This is a genomic window from Pseudomonas sp. CBS (assembly GCF_024734645.1).
Taxonomy (GTDB): Bacteria; Pseudomonadota; Gammaproteobacteria; order Pseudomonadales; family Pseudomonadaceae; genus Aquipseudomonas.
In genome coordinates this window covers 3355152-3373851 of record NZ_CP102929.1, presented here as the reverse complement: position 1 = coordinate 3373851, position 18700 = coordinate 3355152, and the positions used below count along the sequence as shown (strand labels likewise).

General features: G+C 59.4%; 13 protein-coding genes. 6 read left to right on the top strand and 7 right to left on the bottom strand.

From position 1 onward, the window contains the following. Positions 1-98 precede the first annotated feature (98 nt). The 5 genes from NVB75_RS15325 to NVB75_RS15305 all read right to left on the bottom strand — a co-directional run bounded on the left by NVB75_RS15325 (position 99) and on the right by NVB75_RS15305 (position 9799). Positions 99-1643 carry an ABC transporter substrate-binding protein gene (locus NVB75_RS15325; protein ID WP_375378947.1) on the bottom strand — a complete coding sequence of 515 codons (1545 nt, stop codon included), beginning with the start codon at positions 1641-1643 and terminating at the stop codon, positions 99-101. A 364-nt stretch (positions 1644-2007) separates the two neighbouring features. Further along, a complete protein-coding gene (locus NVB75_RS15320; RefSeq protein ID WP_177077925.1) occupies positions 2008-3636 on the bottom strand; it encodes an ABC transporter substrate-binding protein in 1629 nt (542 codons plus the stop codon). A gap of 258 nt (positions 3637-3894) precedes the next feature. Then, positions 3895-5496: an ABC transporter substrate-binding protein gene (locus NVB75_RS15315; protein ID WP_258348086.1), complete on the bottom strand. Its 1602-nt coding sequence runs from the start codon at positions 5494-5496 to the stop codon at positions 3895-3897. A gap of 102 nt (positions 5497-5598) precedes the next feature. Further along, a complete protein-coding gene (locus tag NVB75_RS15310) occupies positions 5599-8826 on the bottom strand; it encodes a dermonecrotic toxin domain-containing protein (protein ID WP_258348085.1) in 3228 nt (1075 codons plus the stop codon). 259 nt (positions 8827-9085) lie between these two features. Further along, on the bottom strand, positions 9086-9799 hold the full coding sequence (locus tag NVB75_RS15305) for an SIMPL domain-containing protein (protein WP_003216012.1): 714 nt from the start codon (positions 9797-9799) through the stop codon (positions 9086-9088). A gap of 206 nt (positions 9800-10005) precedes the next feature. Here NVB75_RS15305 and NVB75_RS15300 point away from each other — a divergent pair, with 206 nt between their 5' ends. The 3 genes from NVB75_RS15300 (at position 10006) to NVB75_RS15290 (ending at position 13643) form a co-directional block, all read left to right on the top strand. Then, positions 10006-11268 (top strand): ATP-binding protein, encoded by a 1263-nt coding sequence (locus tag NVB75_RS15300; protein ID WP_076016515.1) that lies wholly within the window; start codon positions 10006-10008, stop codon positions 11266-11268. Then, a complete protein-coding gene (locus NVB75_RS15295) occupies positions 11261-11821 on the top strand; it encodes a response regulator transcription factor (RefSeq protein WP_003216016.1) in 561 nt (186 codons plus the stop codon). The genes NVB75_RS15300 and NVB75_RS15295 overlap by 8 nt, the downstream gene beginning before the upstream one ends. 100 nt (positions 11822-11921) lie before the next feature. Beyond that, positions 11922-13643 carry an ABC transporter ATP-binding protein/permease gene (locus NVB75_RS15290; RefSeq protein WP_258348083.1) on the top strand — a complete coding sequence of 574 codons (1722 nt, stop codon included), beginning with the start codon at positions 11922-11924 and terminating at the stop codon, positions 13641-13643. A gap of 217 nt (positions 13644-13860) precedes the next feature. Here NVB75_RS15290 and NVB75_RS15285 read toward each other — a convergent pair whose 3' ends face one another. Then, the gene (locus NVB75_RS15285; RefSeq protein ID WP_003216019.1) at positions 13861-14298 is read right to left on the bottom strand and encodes a YhcB family protein; all 438 of its coding nucleotides are present in this window, start codon (positions 14296-14298) and stop codon (positions 13861-13863) included. A gap of 147 nt (positions 14299-14445) precedes the next feature. Here NVB75_RS15285 and NVB75_RS15280 point away from each other — a divergent pair, with 147 nt between their 5' ends. From NVB75_RS15280 to zapE, 3 genes are all read left to right on the top strand, one after another. After that, positions 14446-15075, top strand: a complete 630-nt coding sequence (locus NVB75_RS15280; protein ID WP_026078004.1) for an alpha/beta hydrolase — start codon at positions 14446-14448, stop codon at positions 15073-15075. Between the two features lie 16 nt (positions 15076-15091). Beyond that, complete coding sequence (locus NVB75_RS15275; protein WP_218264452.1) at positions 15092-16447, top strand: tryptophan--tRNA ligase; 1356 nt, start codon at positions 15092-15094, stop codon at positions 16445-16447. Positions 16448-16525: 78 nt separating this feature from the next. Then, the gene (zapE, locus tag NVB75_RS15270; protein ID WP_258348066.1) at positions 16526-17620 is read left to right on the top strand and encodes a cell division protein ZapE; all 1095 of its coding nucleotides are present in this window, start codon (positions 16526-16528) and stop codon (positions 17618-17620) included. Between the two features lie 123 nt (positions 17621-17743). Here zapE and NVB75_RS15260 read toward each other — a convergent pair whose 3' ends face one another. Next, entirely contained in the window at positions 17744-18664 is a 921-nt protein-coding gene (locus NVB75_RS15260) for a GlxA family transcriptional regulator (RefSeq protein ID WP_172834601.1), read from the bottom strand. Positions 18665-18700: the final 36 nt, after the last annotated feature.

Genomic DNA, 18700 nt, shown 5'->3' with positions numbered 1-18700 from the left:
TCAAGCCTTTGCAAACGTTTGCCCAAGGGTAAAACCCGAAATAAGGCTGCACGTTTGCAGCAGGGTGAATGCTCACCCTGCGCAATCCGGTTATTTTTTTATGGGGTAATGCTGACGCCCGAGAACACGTTGCGGCCGAAGGGGCTCACTTTAAAACCTTCGACTTTGGCGCTTAACGGCTGGTTGACCGTCGAGTGGGCGACTGGCGTGATCGGCACCTGCTGCTTGAGCAGTTGCTGCGCCTGTTTGTACAGAACAGTCCTTTGTTCGCGGTCGGTCACGACCTTGGCTTGCTTGATCAGCTTGTCGTACGCCGGGTCACACCACATGGAGTAGTTGTTCCCGCCGATGGCGTCGCAGCTGTAGAGGGTGCCCAGCCAGTTGTCCGGGTCACCGTTGTCGCCGGTCCAGCCGATCAGGCTGACATCGTGCTCGCCATTCTTGGTGCGCTTGATGTACTCGCCCCATTCATAGCTGACGATCTTGACCTTGAGACCAATCTTCGCCCAATCGCTTTGCAGCATTTCGGCCATCAGCTTGGCGTTGGGGTTGTACGGCCGTTGCACCGGCATCGCCCACAGGGTGATCTCGGTGCCTTCCTTCACGCCGGCAGCCTTGAGCAGTTCCTTGGCTTTTTCCGGGTTGTAGGCGGCGTCCTTGATGGTGTCGTCGTAAGACCATTGGGTCGGCGGCATGGCGTTGACCGCCAGTTGCCCCGCGCCCTGGTACACGGCGTTGAGAATGCTCTGCTTGTTCACCGCCATGTCCAAAGCCTGACGTACTTCGAGCTGGTCGAAAGGCTTGTGCCGCACGTTATAGGCGATGTAGCCGAGGTTAAAGCCTGGCTTGGTCAGCAGTTGCAGGTTCGGGTCGGCTTTCAGCGCCTCGACGTCGGCCGGGCGCGGGTGCAGGGTGATCTGGCATTCACCGGCCTTGAGTTTTTGCACCCGCACCGACGCGTCGGTGTTGATCGCAAAAATCAGCTGGTCGAGCTTCACGCGGCTCGGGTCCCAGTACTGTTTGTTGCCGGTGTAACGGATCTGCGAGTCTTTCTGGTAACGCTGGAACACGAACGGCCCGGTGCCGATCGGCTTCTGGTTGATGTCGCTGGGCTTGCCGGTCTTGAGCAAATGGTCGGCGTATTCAGCCGACAGGATCGAGGCGAAGCTCATGGCGATGTTCTGGATGAACGCGGCGTCGACCGTGTTCAAGGTCATCACCACGGTGTGCGGGCCGGTTTTCTCGACCTTCGCGATGTTCTTGTTCAGGCTCATCCCGTTGAAGTACGGGAACTCGGTGGGGTAGGCCTTGCGGAACGGGTGTTCGGGGTCAAGCATGCGATTGAAGGTGAACAGCACGTCGTCGGCGTTGAAATCACGCGTCGGCTTGAAGTCCTTGTTGCTGTGGAATTTCACCCCTTCGCGCAGGTGGAAGGTGTAGGTCAGGCCGTCTTCGGAAATATCCCAACGGGTTGCCAGGCCTGGTACGACATTGGTCGCGCCTTTTTCGAACTCGGCCAGGCGGTTGTAGATAGGCTCGGCGGCGTCGTTATCGGTGGCCGTCGTGTATTGCGCGGTGTCGAAGCCAGCCGGGCTGCCTTCGGAGCAAAACACCAGGCTCTTTTTCTCGGCAGCCTGGCCCATCGAGGCCACAGCCAACAGGCTGGTGCCGAATATCGCGGATAGAACGGTGGTATGGCGCATGACAATCCCGATCCTTGTTTGTTGTTTTCGTCAGTGAGCAATCGCAAGGCCATTCAGGGCCTTGCGACAACACTGATCCCACAACGGCAGTTGCCCCACAGAGACGATGCTTCTGCCGTGCCACGACGTTATGGGTCGGGAGCCGGGCAGTAAATGCAACGAATCTGACAGACCTTGTAGGCAACGGAGCCGCGATTCGCAGTTAGCTGCCGTAGGACGGCAGCGTGTGCGGAGGTGGTCTGTTTCCTACGGCCTTGGCGGATGCAATAACGGCGACGTTATGAAACGTCGCCGCCAGTGATCCTTACTTGCCGCTTACGCTCACGCCGTAGAAGGAGTTCAAGCCAAATGGGCTGATCTTGAAGTCCTGCACGTTGTTGCGCATGGGTTGATACACCGTCGAGTGCGCGATAGGTGTCATCGGGACTGCGTCTTTGAGGATATGTTGCGCCTGCTTGTACAGCTCGGTGCGTTTGGCTACGTCGGACGTCGCCTTGGCTTCTTTCACGATGCCGTCGAATTTCTTGTCGCACCACTTGGAGAAGTTGTTGCCGGCCAGGGAATCGCAGCCGAACAGCACGTTCAACCAGTTGTCCGGGTCACCATTGTCGCCGCTCCAGCCAATGATCATGGCCTGGTTCTCGCCGCCTTTGGAACGCTTGATGTACTCGCCCCACTCGTAGCTGACGATGTTCACTTTCAGGCCGATCTGTTTCCAGTCGTTCTGCAGCATCTCAGCCATCAGCTTGGCGTTCGGGTTGTACGGACGCTGGACCGGCATCGCCCACAGGGTGATCTCGGTGCCTTCCTTGACGCCGGCTTCCTTGAGCAAAGCCTTGGCTTTGGTCACGTCGAACGGCGCATCCTTGATGGTGGTGTCGTAGGACCACTGGGTAGGCGGCATGGCGTTGACGGCCAGCTGGCCTGCGCCCTGGTAAACCGAGTCGATGATCTGCTGCTTGTTCACCGACATGTCCAGGGCTTCACGCACCCGGATGTCCGACAGCGGGTTAGGCGCGGTCTGGCCCTTGAGGACCGGCATTACGTTGTAGGCGATGTAGCCCAGGTTGAAACCGGCCTGGTGCGGCAGTTTCAGGTCCTTGTCTTCACCCAGCGCCTTGAGGTCGGCCGGACGTGGGAACAGGGTCACCTGGCATTCGTTTTTCTTCAGCTTCTGGATACGCACCGACGGGTCGGTGGTGATGGCGAAGATCAGGTTGTCGATCTTCACGTCTTCAGGCTTCCAGTAATCCTTGTTGCCGGTGTAACGGATGTTGGAGTCTTTCTGGTAGCTCTTGAACACGAACGGACCAGTGCCGATTGGCTTCTGGTTGATGTCCTGTGCCTTGCCTTCCTTCAACAGTTGGGCGGCGTATTCAGCCGACTGGATGGAGGCGAAGCTCATGGCCAGGTTCTGGATGAAAGCAGCGTCCACAGTGCCAAGGGTGAACTTGACGGTGTGGGCGTCGACTTTCTCGATGTTCTTGATGTTGGTGTCCATACCCATGTCCGTGAAGTACGGAAACTCGGTTGGGTAGGCTTTACGGAACGGATCGTCTTTGTTGATCATCCGGTTGAAAGTGAACAGTACGTCGTCAGCCGAAAATTCACGAGTTGGCTTGAAGTACGGGGTGGTGTGGAACTTGACGCCTTCACGAAGGTGGAAGGTGTACGTCAGGCCATCCGGGGAAACGTCCCAGGTCGTGGCCAGCCCAGGAACAACAGCGGTGCCGCCGCGCTCAAACTGGGTCAGACGGTTGAACATGGTTTCGGCCGAAGCATCGAAGTCTGTTCCGGTGGTGTACTGGCCTGGGTCAAAACCGGCCGGGCTCCCTTCGGAGCAGAACACCAGGTTGCTCGCCGCTTGGGCGAAAGGTGCAGCAGCCATTAAACCGGCGCTGACTAATAACGGAATGACTGCGTGTTTAAGCATGTTGGCCTCATGATTTGTTGTCATTTTTGGTAGTGAGGGCGACCTCGTGAGTCGACCTGCGGATACTTATGCAGGGCCCATACCCAATGCAAGATGTTGAGAGCCTACAACGGCTAAACAGTGGTACGAACGTACACGAATGTCGCATATGTGTAAGTTCAGACACATTTTTGCATTTTTGAGGGGTTTTTTCGGTGCGAGGGGCGCACCAGGAATGCCCAACCGAGGCGTCTGGCGCACCCGGTTGGGGCGTGGCTGTTACTTATTCAGACTGACGCCATAGAACGGTGTGAGTCCAAATGGACTGATCTTGAAGTCCTGTACTTCCTTTCGAAGGGGCTGGAAAACCGTCGAGTTTGCGATAGGTGTTATAGGTACTTGTTCCTTAAGGATTTTCTGTGCCTGTTGATACCACTTGATGCGCTGTTCACGGTCGCTGCTGACCTTGGCCTGCTGCACGAGTTTGTCGTAGGCCGGGTTACACCACTTCGCATAGTTACTGCCCTTCACCGCAGCACAACTGTAGAGCACGCCGAGCCAGTTATCCGGGTCACCGTTGTCGCCGGTCCAGCCGTAGATCATCACGTCATGCTCGCCGGCTTTGGCGCGTTTGATGTATTCGCCCCACTCATAGCTGACGATATTGGCCTTGATGCCGATCTTTTCCCAATCCTGCTGGATCATCTGCGCCGACATCCGGGCGTTGGGGTTCGACGCACGTTGAACCGTCATCGCCCACAGGTTGAGGGTGGTACCTGGTGCAACCCCTGCTTCTTTTAGTAGCGCCCGGGCCTTGGCCGGATCGTAGGGCGCGTCCTTGATCGTCGGGTCATAAGACCACTGCGCCGGAGGCAGGGCGTTCTGCGCCAATTGTCCGGCACTCTGGTACACGGCCTTGATGATTGCTGGCTTGTCGATGGCCATGTCCAGCGCCTGGCGCACCTTGAGCTGGTCCAGTGGCGGATGGGTCACGTTGTAGGCGAGAAAGCCGAGGTTGAAGCCGGCTTGCTGGAGCACACGCAGGTTGGGGTCCTGCTTCATCACTTCGATGTCGGAAGGGCGCGGGTAACCGCTGACCTGGCACTCGTCGGCCTTGAGCTTCTGCAGGCGCACGGCGGCATCCGGGGTGATCGAGAACACCAGGTTGTCGAGCTTCACATCGTCGGGTTTCCAATACTGTTTATTGGCGCTGTAGCGAATCTGCGAATCCTTCTGGTACCGCTTGAACACAAACGGCCCGGTGCCCACCGGCTTCTGATTGATATCGGCGGCCTTGCCTTCCTTGAGCAACTGCGCGGCATATTCGGCGGACTGCACCGAGGCGAAGCTCATGGCCAGGTTTTGCACGAAGGAGGCGTCAACGTTGTTCAGGTTGAAGCGCACGGTGTGCTCGTCGAGTTTTTCGACGTTCTTGATGGTGGTGTTCAAGCCCATGTCGGTGAAGTAGGGCGATTCCGACGGGTAGGCTTTGCGGAACGGGCTCTCGGGATCCAGCAGGCGCTGGAAGGTGAACACCACGTCGTCGGCGTTGAAGTCCCGGGTCGGGGTGAAGTAGTCAGTGGTGTGGAACTTGACGCCATCCCGCAGGTGGAAGGTGTACGTCAGGCCGTCCTTGGACACGTCCCAGCTCGTCGCCAGGCCGGGTTCGACTTCAGTGCCGCCGCGCTTGAACTGGGTCAGGCGGTTGAACACGGTTTCGGCGGAGGCGTCGAAATCGGTGCCGCTGGTGTACTGGCTGGGGTCGAAGCCGGCGGGGCTGGCTTCGGAGCAGTAGACCAGGGTGCTGGCCGCCTGGGCCAGAGGCATGAACGCCAGCAGGCCGGCAGCGAGGAGGAGCGGTTTAAAGGCGATTCTTTCCATGGAGACCCCAGAGATGGCACAAAAAAACGGCGGTTACCGAGGTTACCGCCGTTTAGCGCTGCCAGGTAGGGGCCCATCACCTGACCGGCGAGGGGAATGCGATCAGATGTTCGTTGGCATGGAGATTTCTATTGTGGTCGGCGCTGACTTGTCGATAGTGTAATCGTCCACATCGACCTCGTTACTTTCACGTATCGTGAATGTCCGAGTACTTTTTATATCCAGGTCCCGATTGGTAACCATGTAATCGTCCGTTGCATATTTAAGTACCCAGTTCGTTTCGGCGATGACGGTATGTTCATTGCTTGCCGGGTTGTAATTGATAGTAAAGTTCTTTGTGCCTGCGCTTACGCTGTATTTATCCTTCAACAACGGTTGCGACAGCTCATTCAGTGCCGGAGCCGAGGAACCTTGGTGGGCCACCTCGGAAATTCGGGCGCGCAGCGCCGGGTCGGGCACCTGCTCCTCGAATGTGGCAAACCTGTGACTTAGGGTGTCGTGTTCATCTTCTGCCCTGAAATTCAACGCCGTACGTGATTCCACACCGGCTTCGGTTTTCTTAATCGTATAGTTTTCGCGATTCAGATCAGGCGCAAAGCTGGATGAGTATGGGGTGTTTGAATAGGGGGATTCCCTTGCCTTTTCACCTTCGGTGACGGCGAATGCGTTGTCGTCGACTGTCCAGGAAACGCTGAGCTTCCTTTTCATCTTGGAGCCGTCTGGATAAACAATGTCGTTTGGCACAAGGTCTTTGTCGAGCACCAGGTTCAGGTAGCTATCAAACTTTTCGGCATCACTGATTTTAACCCCCTTGTTGTCCACAAAGAGCTCGGAAAATTTCGGTCCAGGTGTTGTCGGAGTACTGGGTGAAGTCGACGTGGACCGGGACCACGGCCAGCCCCCTTGAAGCGTATCGCGCACCCACCCGCCGTCACCGTTGGACTGCACCGTCATCACCGGTTTGCGGGTGGCAGGGTCAATAATCTGCACATAGTTGTCACTGAGTTTGAAATCCCCTCTGATCTCGTAAACCTTGCTCGTACCACTGCTGTCGGTGTGGCGGATCAGCCACTGGTCAGCACCGTCAGTGTCCTTGACCTGATAGATGCCCTTGCTGTTGGGCGTGCGGTTTGCAATCAGGCGCTCGCCATCCGCTACCGCATGGTCACTGATGTGGCCCGCCTGCGAAGGCTGTAACCGGTCAGCCAAGCCACGGCCTGCACGGCTTTGATCAAGGGTATTGAGTGTGGTGCCCTGGCCGGGCAGCGTCGTCACGTTTTCACGTGGCGCTGCAAACGGGTCTTCGACCTTCCCGCTCGCACCGGCGGAAAACAGGGTGTTGAGCGCACCATCGAAGGTTTTCCAGGCGCCGTCGCTGCGTTCTGCCTCGGTGTCGCCCGATGCGGTTTTTTCCGCGCCTAACGCCAGCTCCGTGACGCCCAAGGCCCCTACGGTGGCGGCCACGGCGAGTCCGCCAGGCGCCATGGGGGCGAATATCTTGAGGGCAGTGGAGACGTCATTGAGCCAGGTATCCCGTGTCACTTCGCTATTGGATTTGATCGAAGTGTCCGCATCGCTGGTCATCCGGGCCTTGGCCTGGTCGCGCATCTGACTGAAGACGTCGCCTTCGATGTGCACGGGGTTGCGATCAATCGTCTTGCCCTCCATCTTCGACCAATCGCCGTTGGCCAAATGCACCAATGAGGCGTCAACCCCTGACTTGCCCAGCGGGCCGCCGTCCTGGCGATCGAGTTTGGAGAAGTGTGCAGCGAGGGCCTCGCGCTTTTTCGGATCCTTGGCCTGCTCGACCACCCACTCATCCATTTTGTCCAGGGAGGCGAACCTCAGGAATGCTGGTGTGGCACCGGGAATGTAGAGAATCTGCAGGCCGTCGCGCCGATTGTTCTGGTAGTTGTACTGGCCGTCATCAAGGACGGCGAACCGGATGATGTCGCTGGAACCCCAGCCGTTGATATCGAAAGGGTACGCCCGCAACTGATCTTTGGCCGGCGCTTCAGCCTTCAGTTGGTCGACAGTCAGCGGCGCGTTTTCGGCCTGAGGAAGGTTGGACGCCGCCTTCATGACCAGGCGATAGTCATCCCGGGTGAACTGGTGCTCGGCCGGCATCAGCTTTTTTTCCGCGGGGGACTTGGCTTCATAGGCGCTCAGTTGCTGGCGCGCCTGTTGGACGAATTGCCCCTTTAGGGTGGTGCGATAGGCATCCCCATGGGTGTTCCAGAAGTCATTTATTTTGCTGGTCATGCGCCCCTGGAAGTCGGTTTTCCAGGTTTCGTGCATCAGCGTCGAAGGGGCAAGGGGGAACTGGTTGTGGGCACCATAGCCGCCCTTGGTACTTTCCCCGGGCCCCGTCGTATAGATACCCGCTTCAGCGTCAATTTGGCCGGGGATCCAGTCATGTTCGGAAAAGTTATCCAGCAGTGCATCCGGCAGACGTTTGGAATAAAACGGTTCTTCATTGATGTGCATCGCGCCGGTCGCGGTACCGGGCGAGGCGCTCTGGCCATGGCGAAAGCGGTTGAGATACAGGCTGTCGGGGTCGACGTTGGTTTGTCCGGTCGCTTGTTCGATCAGCTCCTTAGTCCACTGTTTGGCCTCGTTGTGCACACTGGGAAAGGCGTTAGCCACACCGTTTGCCAGGTTTGAATAGGCCAGCTTCTGCGGTGCAACGCTATTAAAGGCTTCGGTATTGGCCTTCTGGGTTTCCAGCGCCTGGGCCGAGCGCAGGTTGGCGGGCCGCAGGCGGTCATCGGTGGCAATGGCGCCGAAAGATTGATCGTGCTCAAGCTGCCTTAGCTGCGTTCTGCCCTGCGCAAGGTTGGCGGGGAGCGGTATACCGTAGAAGTTTGCGACCACTTTCACGCTGACATTCACCGTATTCTCGTCTGAGCGTATGCGTAACGCCTGACCGGCGCCGGGCGCGATAACCTGGGCGGACGCGAGAAGGGGCCCGGAAACCTGTGCCCAGCCTGAACTGTCGGTCAGCGAAAAGTCCTTCTTCACGCCGTTGACGTTGGCGGACATGGCGCCGGTGGAGGGTATGACCGACAGGGTGGACGGGTCGATGTTCTGCTCGCGCATCCAGCCCTGGATAACCGGATGTTCCAGTTGCGAGCGATGCAGCTCAAGCCATTGGCCCAACACCGTCTGGGAGGGGACCTTGACCAGGCCGGGTGTGTGACCTTCAACCTTGCGTTGTATGGCCCCGATGTAGGCCTGGACCAGGGCTGGGTCCCCGGGAGCAGCGGCTTCAACTTGCGGTTGCGCTGGGGTAGGGGTGAGCGTGTTGTGAACGCTGGGGGGCGCCGTCATTGCAGCTGCTGGCTGCAGAAATCGGGTATTTATGCTCTGTAGGGACGGGGACAAACGATGGGCCATGGTTGCGATACTCGATAGTGGTTTGGACACATACCCGCAGAGCAATCCCTGTCAACGTGGGGGGTATATATGGGTGTCGAAAACCGGAGTATCGATTCCGTGGTGAATTGATACGTGAGTTGCAGGATATGTTCTCACCTGAACGCAAAACGCTGCCCGTAGGCAGCGTCATTGCAACTCCAGTACCGCTCAATCAGGGCATCTGGACTTCGATCACGCCATCCGCGGTCATGTTGACCTGGCTGGTGCCCGCTTCAACTTCCGGCGTCGGCGCCGAATCCATCGCGGCGGCTTTCATCATCATCCCGCCACGTGCATACGGCTGTGGATAACCATTGGTGTTGAAGTTCAGGTTGACGATCTTGTAGCCCTTGCCGCCCAGCGCATCGGTGGCCAGTTGTGCACGGGCCTTGAACGCGGTGACCGCTTCTTTAAGCAAGGCATCTTCGCTGGCCTTGCGGGTCGGGTTGGCGATGGCGAAATCCATGCTGTCCATTTTCAGGTTGGTCAGCATGTCGCCGGTGAGCTTGGACAGGGCGGCGAAGTCGGCACTTTCCATGCGCAGTTCGGCGCGTTCACGCCAGCCGGTGATTTTCTGGTTCTTGTTGTCGTAGATCGGGTAGCTGTTGCGGCTGCCCTGGCGCAGGGTCACGCCTTTGACTTCGCGGGCCTGGGCCAGCGCCTTGTTCATGGTGGTGGTGATTTCGGCGGCAAGCTTGGCCGGGTCGGTGTTCTGCGACTCGGTGTACAGGGTGACGATCATCTGGTCGCGCGCCACTTCCTGGCTGACTTCGGCACGCAGGGAAATCTGGTTGTAATGCAGCTCATCAGCGGCCATGGCAGGCAGGCTGGCGAGGGTAGCGGCGCCGAGGGTGAGGGTGGCTGCACTGCGAATGAAACGAGACATGTAAGCTCCTTGAGATGTTCGTGTTCGGTAAGACTGTAGACGCAAGGTTTCAGTTCTTCGGGTTTACACATTCGCTACATGTTGACGGATGTCGACGAACGGTCATGTTCCTGACCCCTGCGTCAAAGAGCCACACACGCCGTGCCAGCGCCGTCGCTTCGTTTATACTCCGTGCGATCCGCCTGCAGCGCTCATCGGGAGAGCTCATGCTCGCCGCCGTAAAACTGACTTCCGCCACCCGCCAGAACCTTTGGCGCCTGACGTTCATCCGCACCCTGGTACTGGCCGCGCAGGCCGGTTCGGTCGGGCTCGCCTATTGGTTCAACCTGTTGCCGCTGCCTTGGCTGCAACTGGCCGTGACCCTCGGGTTTTCCACGGTACTGTGCGTATTTACCGCCATTCGCCTGCGCACCACGTGGCCGGTGACCGAGCTCGAATACTCCCTGCAACTGGCCTGCGACCTGTTTATCCACAGTGTGTTGCTGTACTTCTCCGGCGGCTCCACCAACCCCTTCGTTTCTTATTACCTGGTGCCACTGACCATCGCGGCGGTGACCTTGCCGTGGCGCTATTCGGTGGTGCTGTCGGGCATCGCCCTGACCCTGTACACCTTGCTGCTGGCGCAGTTCTACCCGTTGCAGACCTTTCCCATCGCCCGGGAAAACCTGCAGATCTACGGCATGTGGCTGAGCTTCGCCCTGTCGGCGGCGGTCATCACCTTCTTTGCCGCGCGGATGGCGGAAGAGCTGCGCCGCCAGGAAGAACTGCGCGCCATTCGCCGTGAAGAAGGCCTGCGGGACCAGCAGTTGCTGGCCGTCGCCACCCAGGCCGCCGGCGCGGCCCATGAATTGGGCACGCCGCTGGCGACCATGAGCGTACTGCTCAAGGAAATGACCCAGGACCACCACGACCCGGCCCTGCAAGACGACCTGAGTGTGCTGCAGGAACAGGTCAAGCAGTGCAAGCTGACCTTGCAACAACTGGTGCGCGCCGCCGAAGCCAATCGCCGTCTCGCGGTGGAGATGCAGGACGTCACCCAGTGGCTGGACGAAGCCCTGAACCGCTGGCACCTGATGCGTCCCGAAGCCAGCTACCGTTTCCACCTGCTGGGCCAGGGCACGGTGCCGCGCATGGCGCCGCCGCCGGACCTGACCCAGGCACTGCTGAACCTGCTGAACAACGCCGCCGATGCCTGCCCGGAAGGGTTGGAAGTGACCCTGGACTGGGATGCAGAAGACCTCACCATCAGCATTCGCGACCACGGCGCCGGCGTGCCGTTGGCGATTGCCGAGCAGATCGGCAAGCCCTTCTTTACCACCAAGGGCAAAGGCTTCGGCCTCGGCCTGTTTTTGAGCAAGGCCAGCGTGACTCGCGCGGGCGGCTCAGTGAAACTCTATAGTCATGAGGAAGGCGGCACGCTCACCGAGCTGCGCCTGCCCCGTGTCGCACGAGGAGACATCGATGAGTGACGAGATCCAAGTCGAAGGCGAAGAACTGCCGCACCTGTTGCTGGTAGATGACGACGCCACCTTTACCCGCGTGATGGCCCGCGCCATGAGCCGTCGTGGTTTTCGCGTGAGCACCGCCGGTTCCGCCGAGGAAGGCCTGGCCATCGCCACGGCCGACCTGCCGGAATACGCGGCCCTGGACCTGAAAATGGACGGCGACTCCGGCCTGGTGCTGCTGCCCAAGCTGCTGGAGCTGGACCCGGAAATGCGCGTGGTGATCCTCACCGGCTATTCCAGCATTGCCACCGCCGTCGAGGCGATCAAGCGTGGCGCGTGCAACTACCTGTGCAAGCCGGCAGACGCCGACGACGTGCTGGCCGCCTTGCTCTCCGAGCACGCCGACCTCGACACCCTGGTGCCGGAAAACCCGATGTCGGTGGACCGCCTGCAGTGGGAACACATCCAGCGCGTATTGACCGAGCACGAAGGCAATATTTCCGCTACGGCCCGCGCCCTGGGCATGCACCGTCGAACGTTGCAACGCAAGTTGCAGAAACGCCCGGTTCGACGTTGAACGGCGACTGAACAATCTGCTTCAGGCCGCACGGAGCCCTGAACCGATCGTCTATGATCGGTTCAAACGCCTGTTATTTTTTTCCTACCGAGCCTGAACAATGAATCAGAACGCTGAGTATTCCGCGGTCAATGACGCGGTGCGTGGGCAATTTTTAAGGAAAGTGTGGGCGCTGATCACCCCTTACTGGCGCAGTGAGGAGAAGGGCAAGGCCTGGCTGTTGCTGCTGGTGGTGCTGGGGCTGTCACTGTTCAGTGTGGCGGTGTCGGTGTGGTTCAACAGCTGGAACCGTGACTTCTACAACGCCCTGGAAAAGAAGGACTATGACGCCTTCACCCACTTGCTGATGTATTTCAGCGTGATCGCCGTGGTGGCGATCGTCACCGGGGTGTTCACCTCCTATTTGCAGCAAATGCTCACCATCCGCTGGCGGCGCTGGCTGACCGAAACGTATTTTGCCAAGTGGCTGAGCCAGAAGAACTACTACCACCTGGAATACGGCGGCTACACCGATAACCCCGACCAACGTATCTCCGAAGACCTCAACGCCTTCACCAGCAGCACCCTGAGCCTGGGCCTGGGTTTTATCAGTAACCTGGTAAGCCTGGTGTCGTTCTCGGTGATTTTGTGGGGCGTGTCCGGCAGCATCGAAGTGTGGGGCATCACGATTCCCGGCTACATGTTCTGGGCAGCGCTGGTGTATGCGGTGCTGGGCAGTTGGTTGACCCACTTGATTGGTCGAAAACTGATCGGCTTGAGCAACCGCCAACAACGCTTCGAGGCCGACTTGCGTTTCAGCCTGGTGCGGGTGCGGGAGAACGCGGAAAGCATCGCGCTGTTCAATGGCGAGCCCAATGAACACCAGCAACTGAGTGCGCGTTTCGGGCGGGTATGGAGCAACTTCTGGAGCATCATGCAGCTCAAGAAGCGCTTGAATTTCTTCACCAGCGGTTACTCACAGATCGCGATCATCTTCCCGTTTGTGGTGGCTGCGCCGCGTTACTTTGCCGGCAAGATCGAGTTGGGCGTACTGATGCAGGTCGCCCAGGCGTTTGGCAGTGTGCAGGGCAGCCTCAGCTGGTTTGTCGACGCGTACACCGTGTTGGCCAGTTGGCGTGCGACCTGTGATCGTCTGCTGAGCTTCGGCGAGGCGATGGACGAAAACGAAGGCCGCAACATGGGCATCGAGTTGCGGCGCCAGGGCGGCGGTTTGCAGATGAACAACCTCAGCCTGGACCTGGCGGATGGTCGTCATCTGCTCGAAGGCGCCAACCTGACGGTTGCCGAAGGTGAGCGCCTGATGCTGAGCGGTCGTTCCGGCAGCGGCAAATCAACCTTGCTGCGGGCCATGGGCAATTTGTGGCCAAACGGCCATGGCAACATTCGTTTGCCGGCCGAGCGTTACCTGTTCCTGCCGCAAAAGCCGTATCTGCCGATCGGTACGCTGCGTGGCGTGTTGAGTTATCCACAGGAGGAGGGTGCGTACCCGGCGGAACGTTATGCACAGGTCCTGGAAACCTGCCGCCTGGCGCACCTGATTCCACGCCTGGACGAAGCCAATCACTGGCAGCGCATGCTGTCACCGGGTGAGCAGCAGCGCCTGGCCTTTGCCCGGGCGTTGTTGTTTGAACCGCAATGGCTGTACATGGATGAGGCCACGTCGGCGATGGACGAGGAAGATGAGGCGGCGCTGTATCAGGCGTTGATCGATGAGTTGCCGGGCTTGAGCATCGTCAGCGTCGGGCATCGCAGCAGCCTCAAGCGATTCCATGGGCGGCATGTACGGATACACGATGGGCAGTTACAAGAACAGACGGTCTAACGTGCCTCTCCGTCTTCCCCCCCGTAGCAGCTGTCGAGCCTCAGCGAGGCTGCGTCGGGAGCACCGCCGCTTTGAGCCAGGCATTGAATCGAGGCGCGCCCCACGCAGCCTCGCTGAGGCTCGACAGCTGCTACGCGGGGGGAAGTATTTTCAGGTCAACAAAAAAGCCCGGCTGATCATCGATCAGCCGGGCTTTTTCATGTCGCTTGAAAAGGTATTACTTCTTCAAGCCGTAATGCTCATCCAGCATCCCCGGGGCGTTTGGCGTTTTTGGCGCGTAGTCCCGTGGCGGCTCCTGGTTTTCCCGGGGTGGGGTCAGGCGTTCCCGTGGAGCGTGCGGTGCATCGGAATGCAGCGCGGCCAGCAGACGCTGGCGGGTGATGTCGTCCAGGGCCAGGCGGTTGGCACCCTCGGCGAGATGATCCTGTACTTCCTGATAGCTCTGAGTGAGCTTTTTCACCAGGGTCGCGGTGCTGTTGAAGTGGGTAACAACCTCGTTCTGATAACTGTCAAAACGTTCCTGAATGTCATCCAACTGACGCTGCGTGCGGTTAGGCGCGGCATTCGGCAGCAGGCGGGCAACCAGGAATCCAATGGCGACACCGGCAACCAAGGCGAGAGTCGGCAACAACCAAACTAAGAGCGAGTGTTCCACGAGTCCTTCCTCTATAAACGGCTTTGCTTTACGTTAACGGCTCGGACCTGCGCTGTATACCGCGATTAAGCTCGCAATGATGCCATGCACAGACTTTTAGCTAGACGAGTCGACCCCTTGAGAGGTCACGGAGTTCCTTCCTTGCTGATGCGTGAAACCCCCGTTTTGATCGATGGCCCGGTAGGCCAACTGGAAGCCCTGTATCTGGATCACCCCGAGCCACGTGGCCTGGCGCTGATCTGCCACCCTAACCCGGTGCAGGGCGGCACCATGCTCAACAAAGTCGTATCGACCCTGCAACGCACCGCGCGGGATGCCGGCTTGATCACGTTACGTTTCAATTATCGCGGTGTCGGCGCCAGCGCCGGTACGCACGATATGGGCACCGGTGAAGTCGACGACGCCGAAGCCGCGGCCACCTGGCTGCGTGAAAAACATCCCGACCTGCCGATTACCCTGCTGGGTTTTTCCTTCGGTGGGTTTGTGGCGGCCACCCTCGGCGGCCGGCTGGAAGCCAAGGGCGAAAAACTCGCGCACCTGTTCATGGTGGCCGCGGCGGTGATGCGCCTGCGGGATAACGACGTGCTGCCACAAGGCTGCCCATTGACCGTGATCCAGCCGGAAACCGACGAAGTGGTCGACCCGCAACTCGTCTACGACTGGTCCGCTGCCCTGAATCGCCCCCATGAGCTGCTGAAAGTGGCAGAATGCGGACACTTTTTTCATGGCAAGCTGACCGATCTCAAGGATCTTGTGCTGCCACGTCTTTCGAATTGATGACAAGCGATCACCCATGACGACCCGTACCCGCATCCTCACCGGCATCACCACCACCGGCACGCCGCACCTGGGCAACTACGCCGGCGCGATTCGCCCGGCGATCCTTGCCAGCCAGGACGCCAATGCCGACTCCTTCTACTTCCTGGCCGACTACCACGCCCTGATCAAGTGCGATGACCCGCAGCGCATCCAGCGCTCGCGCATGGAAATCGCCGCGACCTGGCTGGCCGGTGGCCTGGATGTGAATCGGGTAACCTTCTACCGCCAGTCCGACATCCCGGAAATCCCCGAGCTGACCTGGCTGCTGACCTGCGTGGCGGCCAAGGGCCTGCTCAACCGTGCGCACGCCTACAAGGCCTCAGTGGACAAGAACCTGGAGAACGGCGAAGACCCGGATGCGGGCATCACCATGGGCCTTTACAGCTACCCGGTGCTGATGGCCGCGGACATCCTGATGTTCAACGCCCACAAGGTGCCGGTCGGTCGTGACCAGATCCAGCACGTGGAAATGGCCCGCGACATTGGCCAGCGCTTCAACCACCTGTTCGGCAACGGTAAAGAATTCTTCACCATGCCTGAGGCGCTGATCGAAGAAAGCGTCGCCACCTTGCCGGGCCTGGATGGCCGCAAGATGTCCAAGAGCTACGACAACACTATCCCGTTGTTCACCAGCGCCAAGGACATGAAGGACGCGATCTCGCGGATCGTCACCGACTCCCGCGCGCCGGGCGAAGCCAAGGATCCGGACAACTCGCACCTGTTCACCCTGTACCAGGCGTTTGCCACCAAGGCTCAGGAAGAAGAGTTCCGCGGCGAACTGCTGCAAGGCCTGGGCTGGGGCGAGGCGAAGAACCGTCTGTTCCAACTGCTGGACGGCCAACTGGGCGAAGCGCGCGAGCGTTATCACCAACTGATGTCGCGTCCGTCGGACATGGAAGACCTGCTGCTGATCGGTGCCAAGAAGGCCCGCGCCGTGGCTGCACCGTTCCTGGCCGAACTGCGTGAAGCGGTGGGCCTGCGCTCGTTCGTCAACCCGGTCGCCGTTGCTGCCACCACCAAGAAGAAAGCTGCGAAAGCCGCGCGCTTTGTCAGCTTCCGCGAAGACGACGGCAGCTTCCGCTTCCGTTTGCTGGCGGCCGAAGGCGAACAACTGCTGCTGTCGCGTAACTTTGCCGACGGTAAAACCGCCGGCGCGGTGACCAAGCAGCTGCAATCGGGTCAGGCGCTGGATGTGCGCAGCGAAGCCCTGAGCTTCAGCGTGTGGCTGGAAGGTGCTGCCGTCGCCGATAGCCCGGCGTTCGCCGACAGCGCCTCGCGGGATGCCGCGATCGAAGCCTTGCGCGTTGCGTTGACCCCAATCGAGGATTGACCCGACCAAGGGTCGATTGCCATTCTTCAGGGTCGTCGTTACAGTGGCGGCCCGTTTTTGTTGCCTTGCTAACGAATTATGACGCCCCTAGAACGATATCAAGCTGATCTGAAACGCCCTGAATTCTTCCATGACGCTGCCCAGGAAACTGCGGTGCGCCATTTGCAGCGCCTGTACGACGATCTGGTCCAGGCCTCGCAGAACAAGCCGGGCATGTTCAGCAAGTTGTTTGGCAAGAAAGACCACACGCCGGTCAAGGGCTTGTACTTCTGGGGTGGTGTTGGCCGGGGCAAGACCTACCTGGTCGATACCTTCTTTGAAGCGCTGCCGTTCAAGGAAAAGGTCCGTACTCACTTCCACCGCTTCATGAAGCGCGTGCACGAAGAGATGAAGACCCTGCCGGGCGAAAAGAACCCGCTGACCATCATCGCCAAGCGTTTCTCGGAAGAAGCCCGGGTGATCTGTTTCGATGAGTTCTTCGTCTCCGACATCACCGACGCGATGATCCTCGGCACCCTGATGGAAGAGCTGTTCAAGAATGGCGTGACCCTGGTCGCCACCTCGAACATCGTGCCTGACGGCCTGTACAAGGACGGTCTGCAACGCGCACGCTTCCTGCCGGCCATCGCCCTGATCAAGCAGAACACCGAGATCGTCAACGTCGACAGCGGCGTCGACTACCGCCTGCGTCACCTTGAGCAAGCCGAACTGTTCCACTTCCCGCTCAATGAAGTGGCCCAGGAAAGCCTGCGCAAGAGCTTCCGTGCGCTGACGCCGGAATGCACCCAGGCGGTGGAAAACGACAAGTTGATCATCGAAAACCGCGAAATCATCGCGCTGCGCACCTGCGACGACGTGGCCTGGTTTGAATTCCGCGAACTGTGCGACGGCCCTCGCAGCCAGAACGACTACATCGAACTGGGCAAGATCTTCCACGCGGTGATCCTGAGCGGCGTCGAGCAGATGAGCGTCACCACCGACGACATCGCGCGGCGCTTTATCAACATGGTCGACGAATTCTACGACCGCAACGTCAAGCTGATCATCTCGGCGGAAGTCGAGCTCAAGGACCTCTACACCGGCGGTCGCTTGAACTTCGAATTCCAACGGACCTTGAGCCGCTTGCTCGAAATGCAATCCCACGAGTTCCTGTCGCGGGCGCACAAGCCTTAAGCGCTAGCCCTCTGTAGGAGCGAGCTTGCTCGCGAAGAACTCAATGACAACGCGGGGCTTCAGATGCCCCGCGTTTTCGTTAACGACCTTCGCGAGCAAGCTCGCTCCTACAGTAAGGGCGACCTATGCCGCCTGCTGGAATTGCTGGCGGTACTGGTTGGGCGACAGCTCGGTGTGCTGCCGGAACAGCCGCGCAAAGAAGCTCGCGTCGTCGTAGCCCACTTCGTAGCTGATGGTCTTGATGCTTTTGCGGCTGCCGGACAGCAAGCCCTTGGCCGTTTCGATGCGCAGGCGTTGCAGGTAATGCAGCGGCTTGTCGCCCGTGGCGGTCTGGAAGCGGCGCATGAAGTTGCGGATGCTCATGCCGTGTTCCCGGGCCACGTCTTCGAAACGGAACTTGTCGGCGAAGTGCTCTTCGAGCCAATGCTGGATCTGCAGGATGATCACGTCCTGGTGCAACTTCTGGCCGCCAAAACCGATGCGCCCGGGCGCATAGCTGCGCTGCACTTCGTAAAGGATGTCGCGGGCCACGGCCTGGGCAATGTTGGCGCCGCAGAAGCGTTCGATCAGGTAGATGTAGAGGTCGCAGGCCGAGGTGGTGCCGCCGGCGCAGTAGAGGTTGTCGGCGTCGGTCAGGTGCTTGTCCTGGTTCAGTTGCACCTTGGGAAAGCGTTCGCTGAAGGCGTTGAAGAAGCGCCAGTAGGTGGTCGCTTCCTTGCCGTCCAGCAGGCCGGCTTCGGCGAGCCAGAACACGCCGGTGGCTTCGCCGCACAGTACGGCGCCACGGGCATGTTGTTCGCGCAGCCAGGGCAGCACTTGTGGGTAGCGTTGGCACAGTGAGTCGAAGTCGTCCCAGAAGGCCGGGAGCACGATGATGTCGGCGTTTTCGAGGCCGCCGTCCACCGGCATGATCACATCACTGAAGCTGCGCACCGATTGCCCATCGGGGCTGACCAGGCGCGTTTCAAAAGCGGGAGTAAGGCCCTGGCCCAGCTGTTTGCCGTAGCGCAGGCTCGCGAGGTGGAAGAAATCCTTGGCTTGCATGAGGGTTGAAGCGAATACCCGATCAATGGCCAAAAT

Excerpts from the sequence above, each read along its gene's own strand:
- NVB75_RS15325 (WP_375378947.1), bottom strand. The coding sequence starts at position 1,643 with ATGGGCCAGGCTGCCGAGAAAAAGAGCCTGGTGTTTTGCTCCGAAGGC.
- NVB75_RS15320 (WP_177077925.1), bottom strand. The coding sequence starts at position 3,636 with ATGCTTAAACACGCAGTCATTCCGTTATTAGTCAGCGCCGGTTTAATG.
- NVB75_RS15315 (WP_258348086.1), bottom strand. The coding sequence starts at position 5,496 with ATGGAAAGAATCGCCTTTAAACCGCTCCTCCTCGCTGCCGGCCTGCTG.
- NVB75_RS15310 (WP_258348085.1), bottom strand. The coding sequence starts at position 8,826 with ATGACGGCGCCCCCCAGCGTTCACAACACGCTCACCCCTACCCCAGCG.
- NVB75_RS15305 (WP_003216012.1), bottom strand. The coding sequence starts at position 9,799 with ATGTCTCGTTTCATTCGCAGTGCAGCCACCCTCACCCTCGGCGCCGCT.
- NVB75_RS15300 (WP_076016515.1), top strand. The coding sequence starts at position 10,006 with ATGCTCGCCGCCGTAAAACTGACTTCCGCCACCCGCCAGAACCTTTGG.
- NVB75_RS15295 (WP_003216016.1), top strand. The coding sequence starts at position 11,261 with ATGAGTGACGAGATCCAAGTCGAAGGCGAAGAACTGCCGCACCTGTTG.
- NVB75_RS15290 (WP_258348083.1), top strand. The coding sequence starts at position 11,922 with ATGAATCAGAACGCTGAGTATTCCGCGGTCAATGACGCGGTGCGTGGG.
- NVB75_RS15280 (WP_026078004.1), top strand. The coding sequence starts at position 14,446 with ATGCGTGAAACCCCCGTTTTGATCGATGGCCCGGTAGGCCAACTGGAA.
- NVB75_RS15275 (WP_218264452.1), top strand. The coding sequence starts at position 15,092 with ATGACGACCCGTACCCGCATCCTCACCGGCATCACCACCACCGGCACG.
- zapE (WP_258348066.1), top strand. The coding sequence starts at position 16,526 with ATGACGCCCCTAGAACGATATCAAGCTGATCTGAAACGCCCTGAATTC.
- NVB75_RS15260 (WP_172834601.1), bottom strand. The coding sequence starts at position 18,664 with ATGCAAGCCAAGGATTTCTTCCACCTCGCGAGCCTGCGCTACGGCAAA.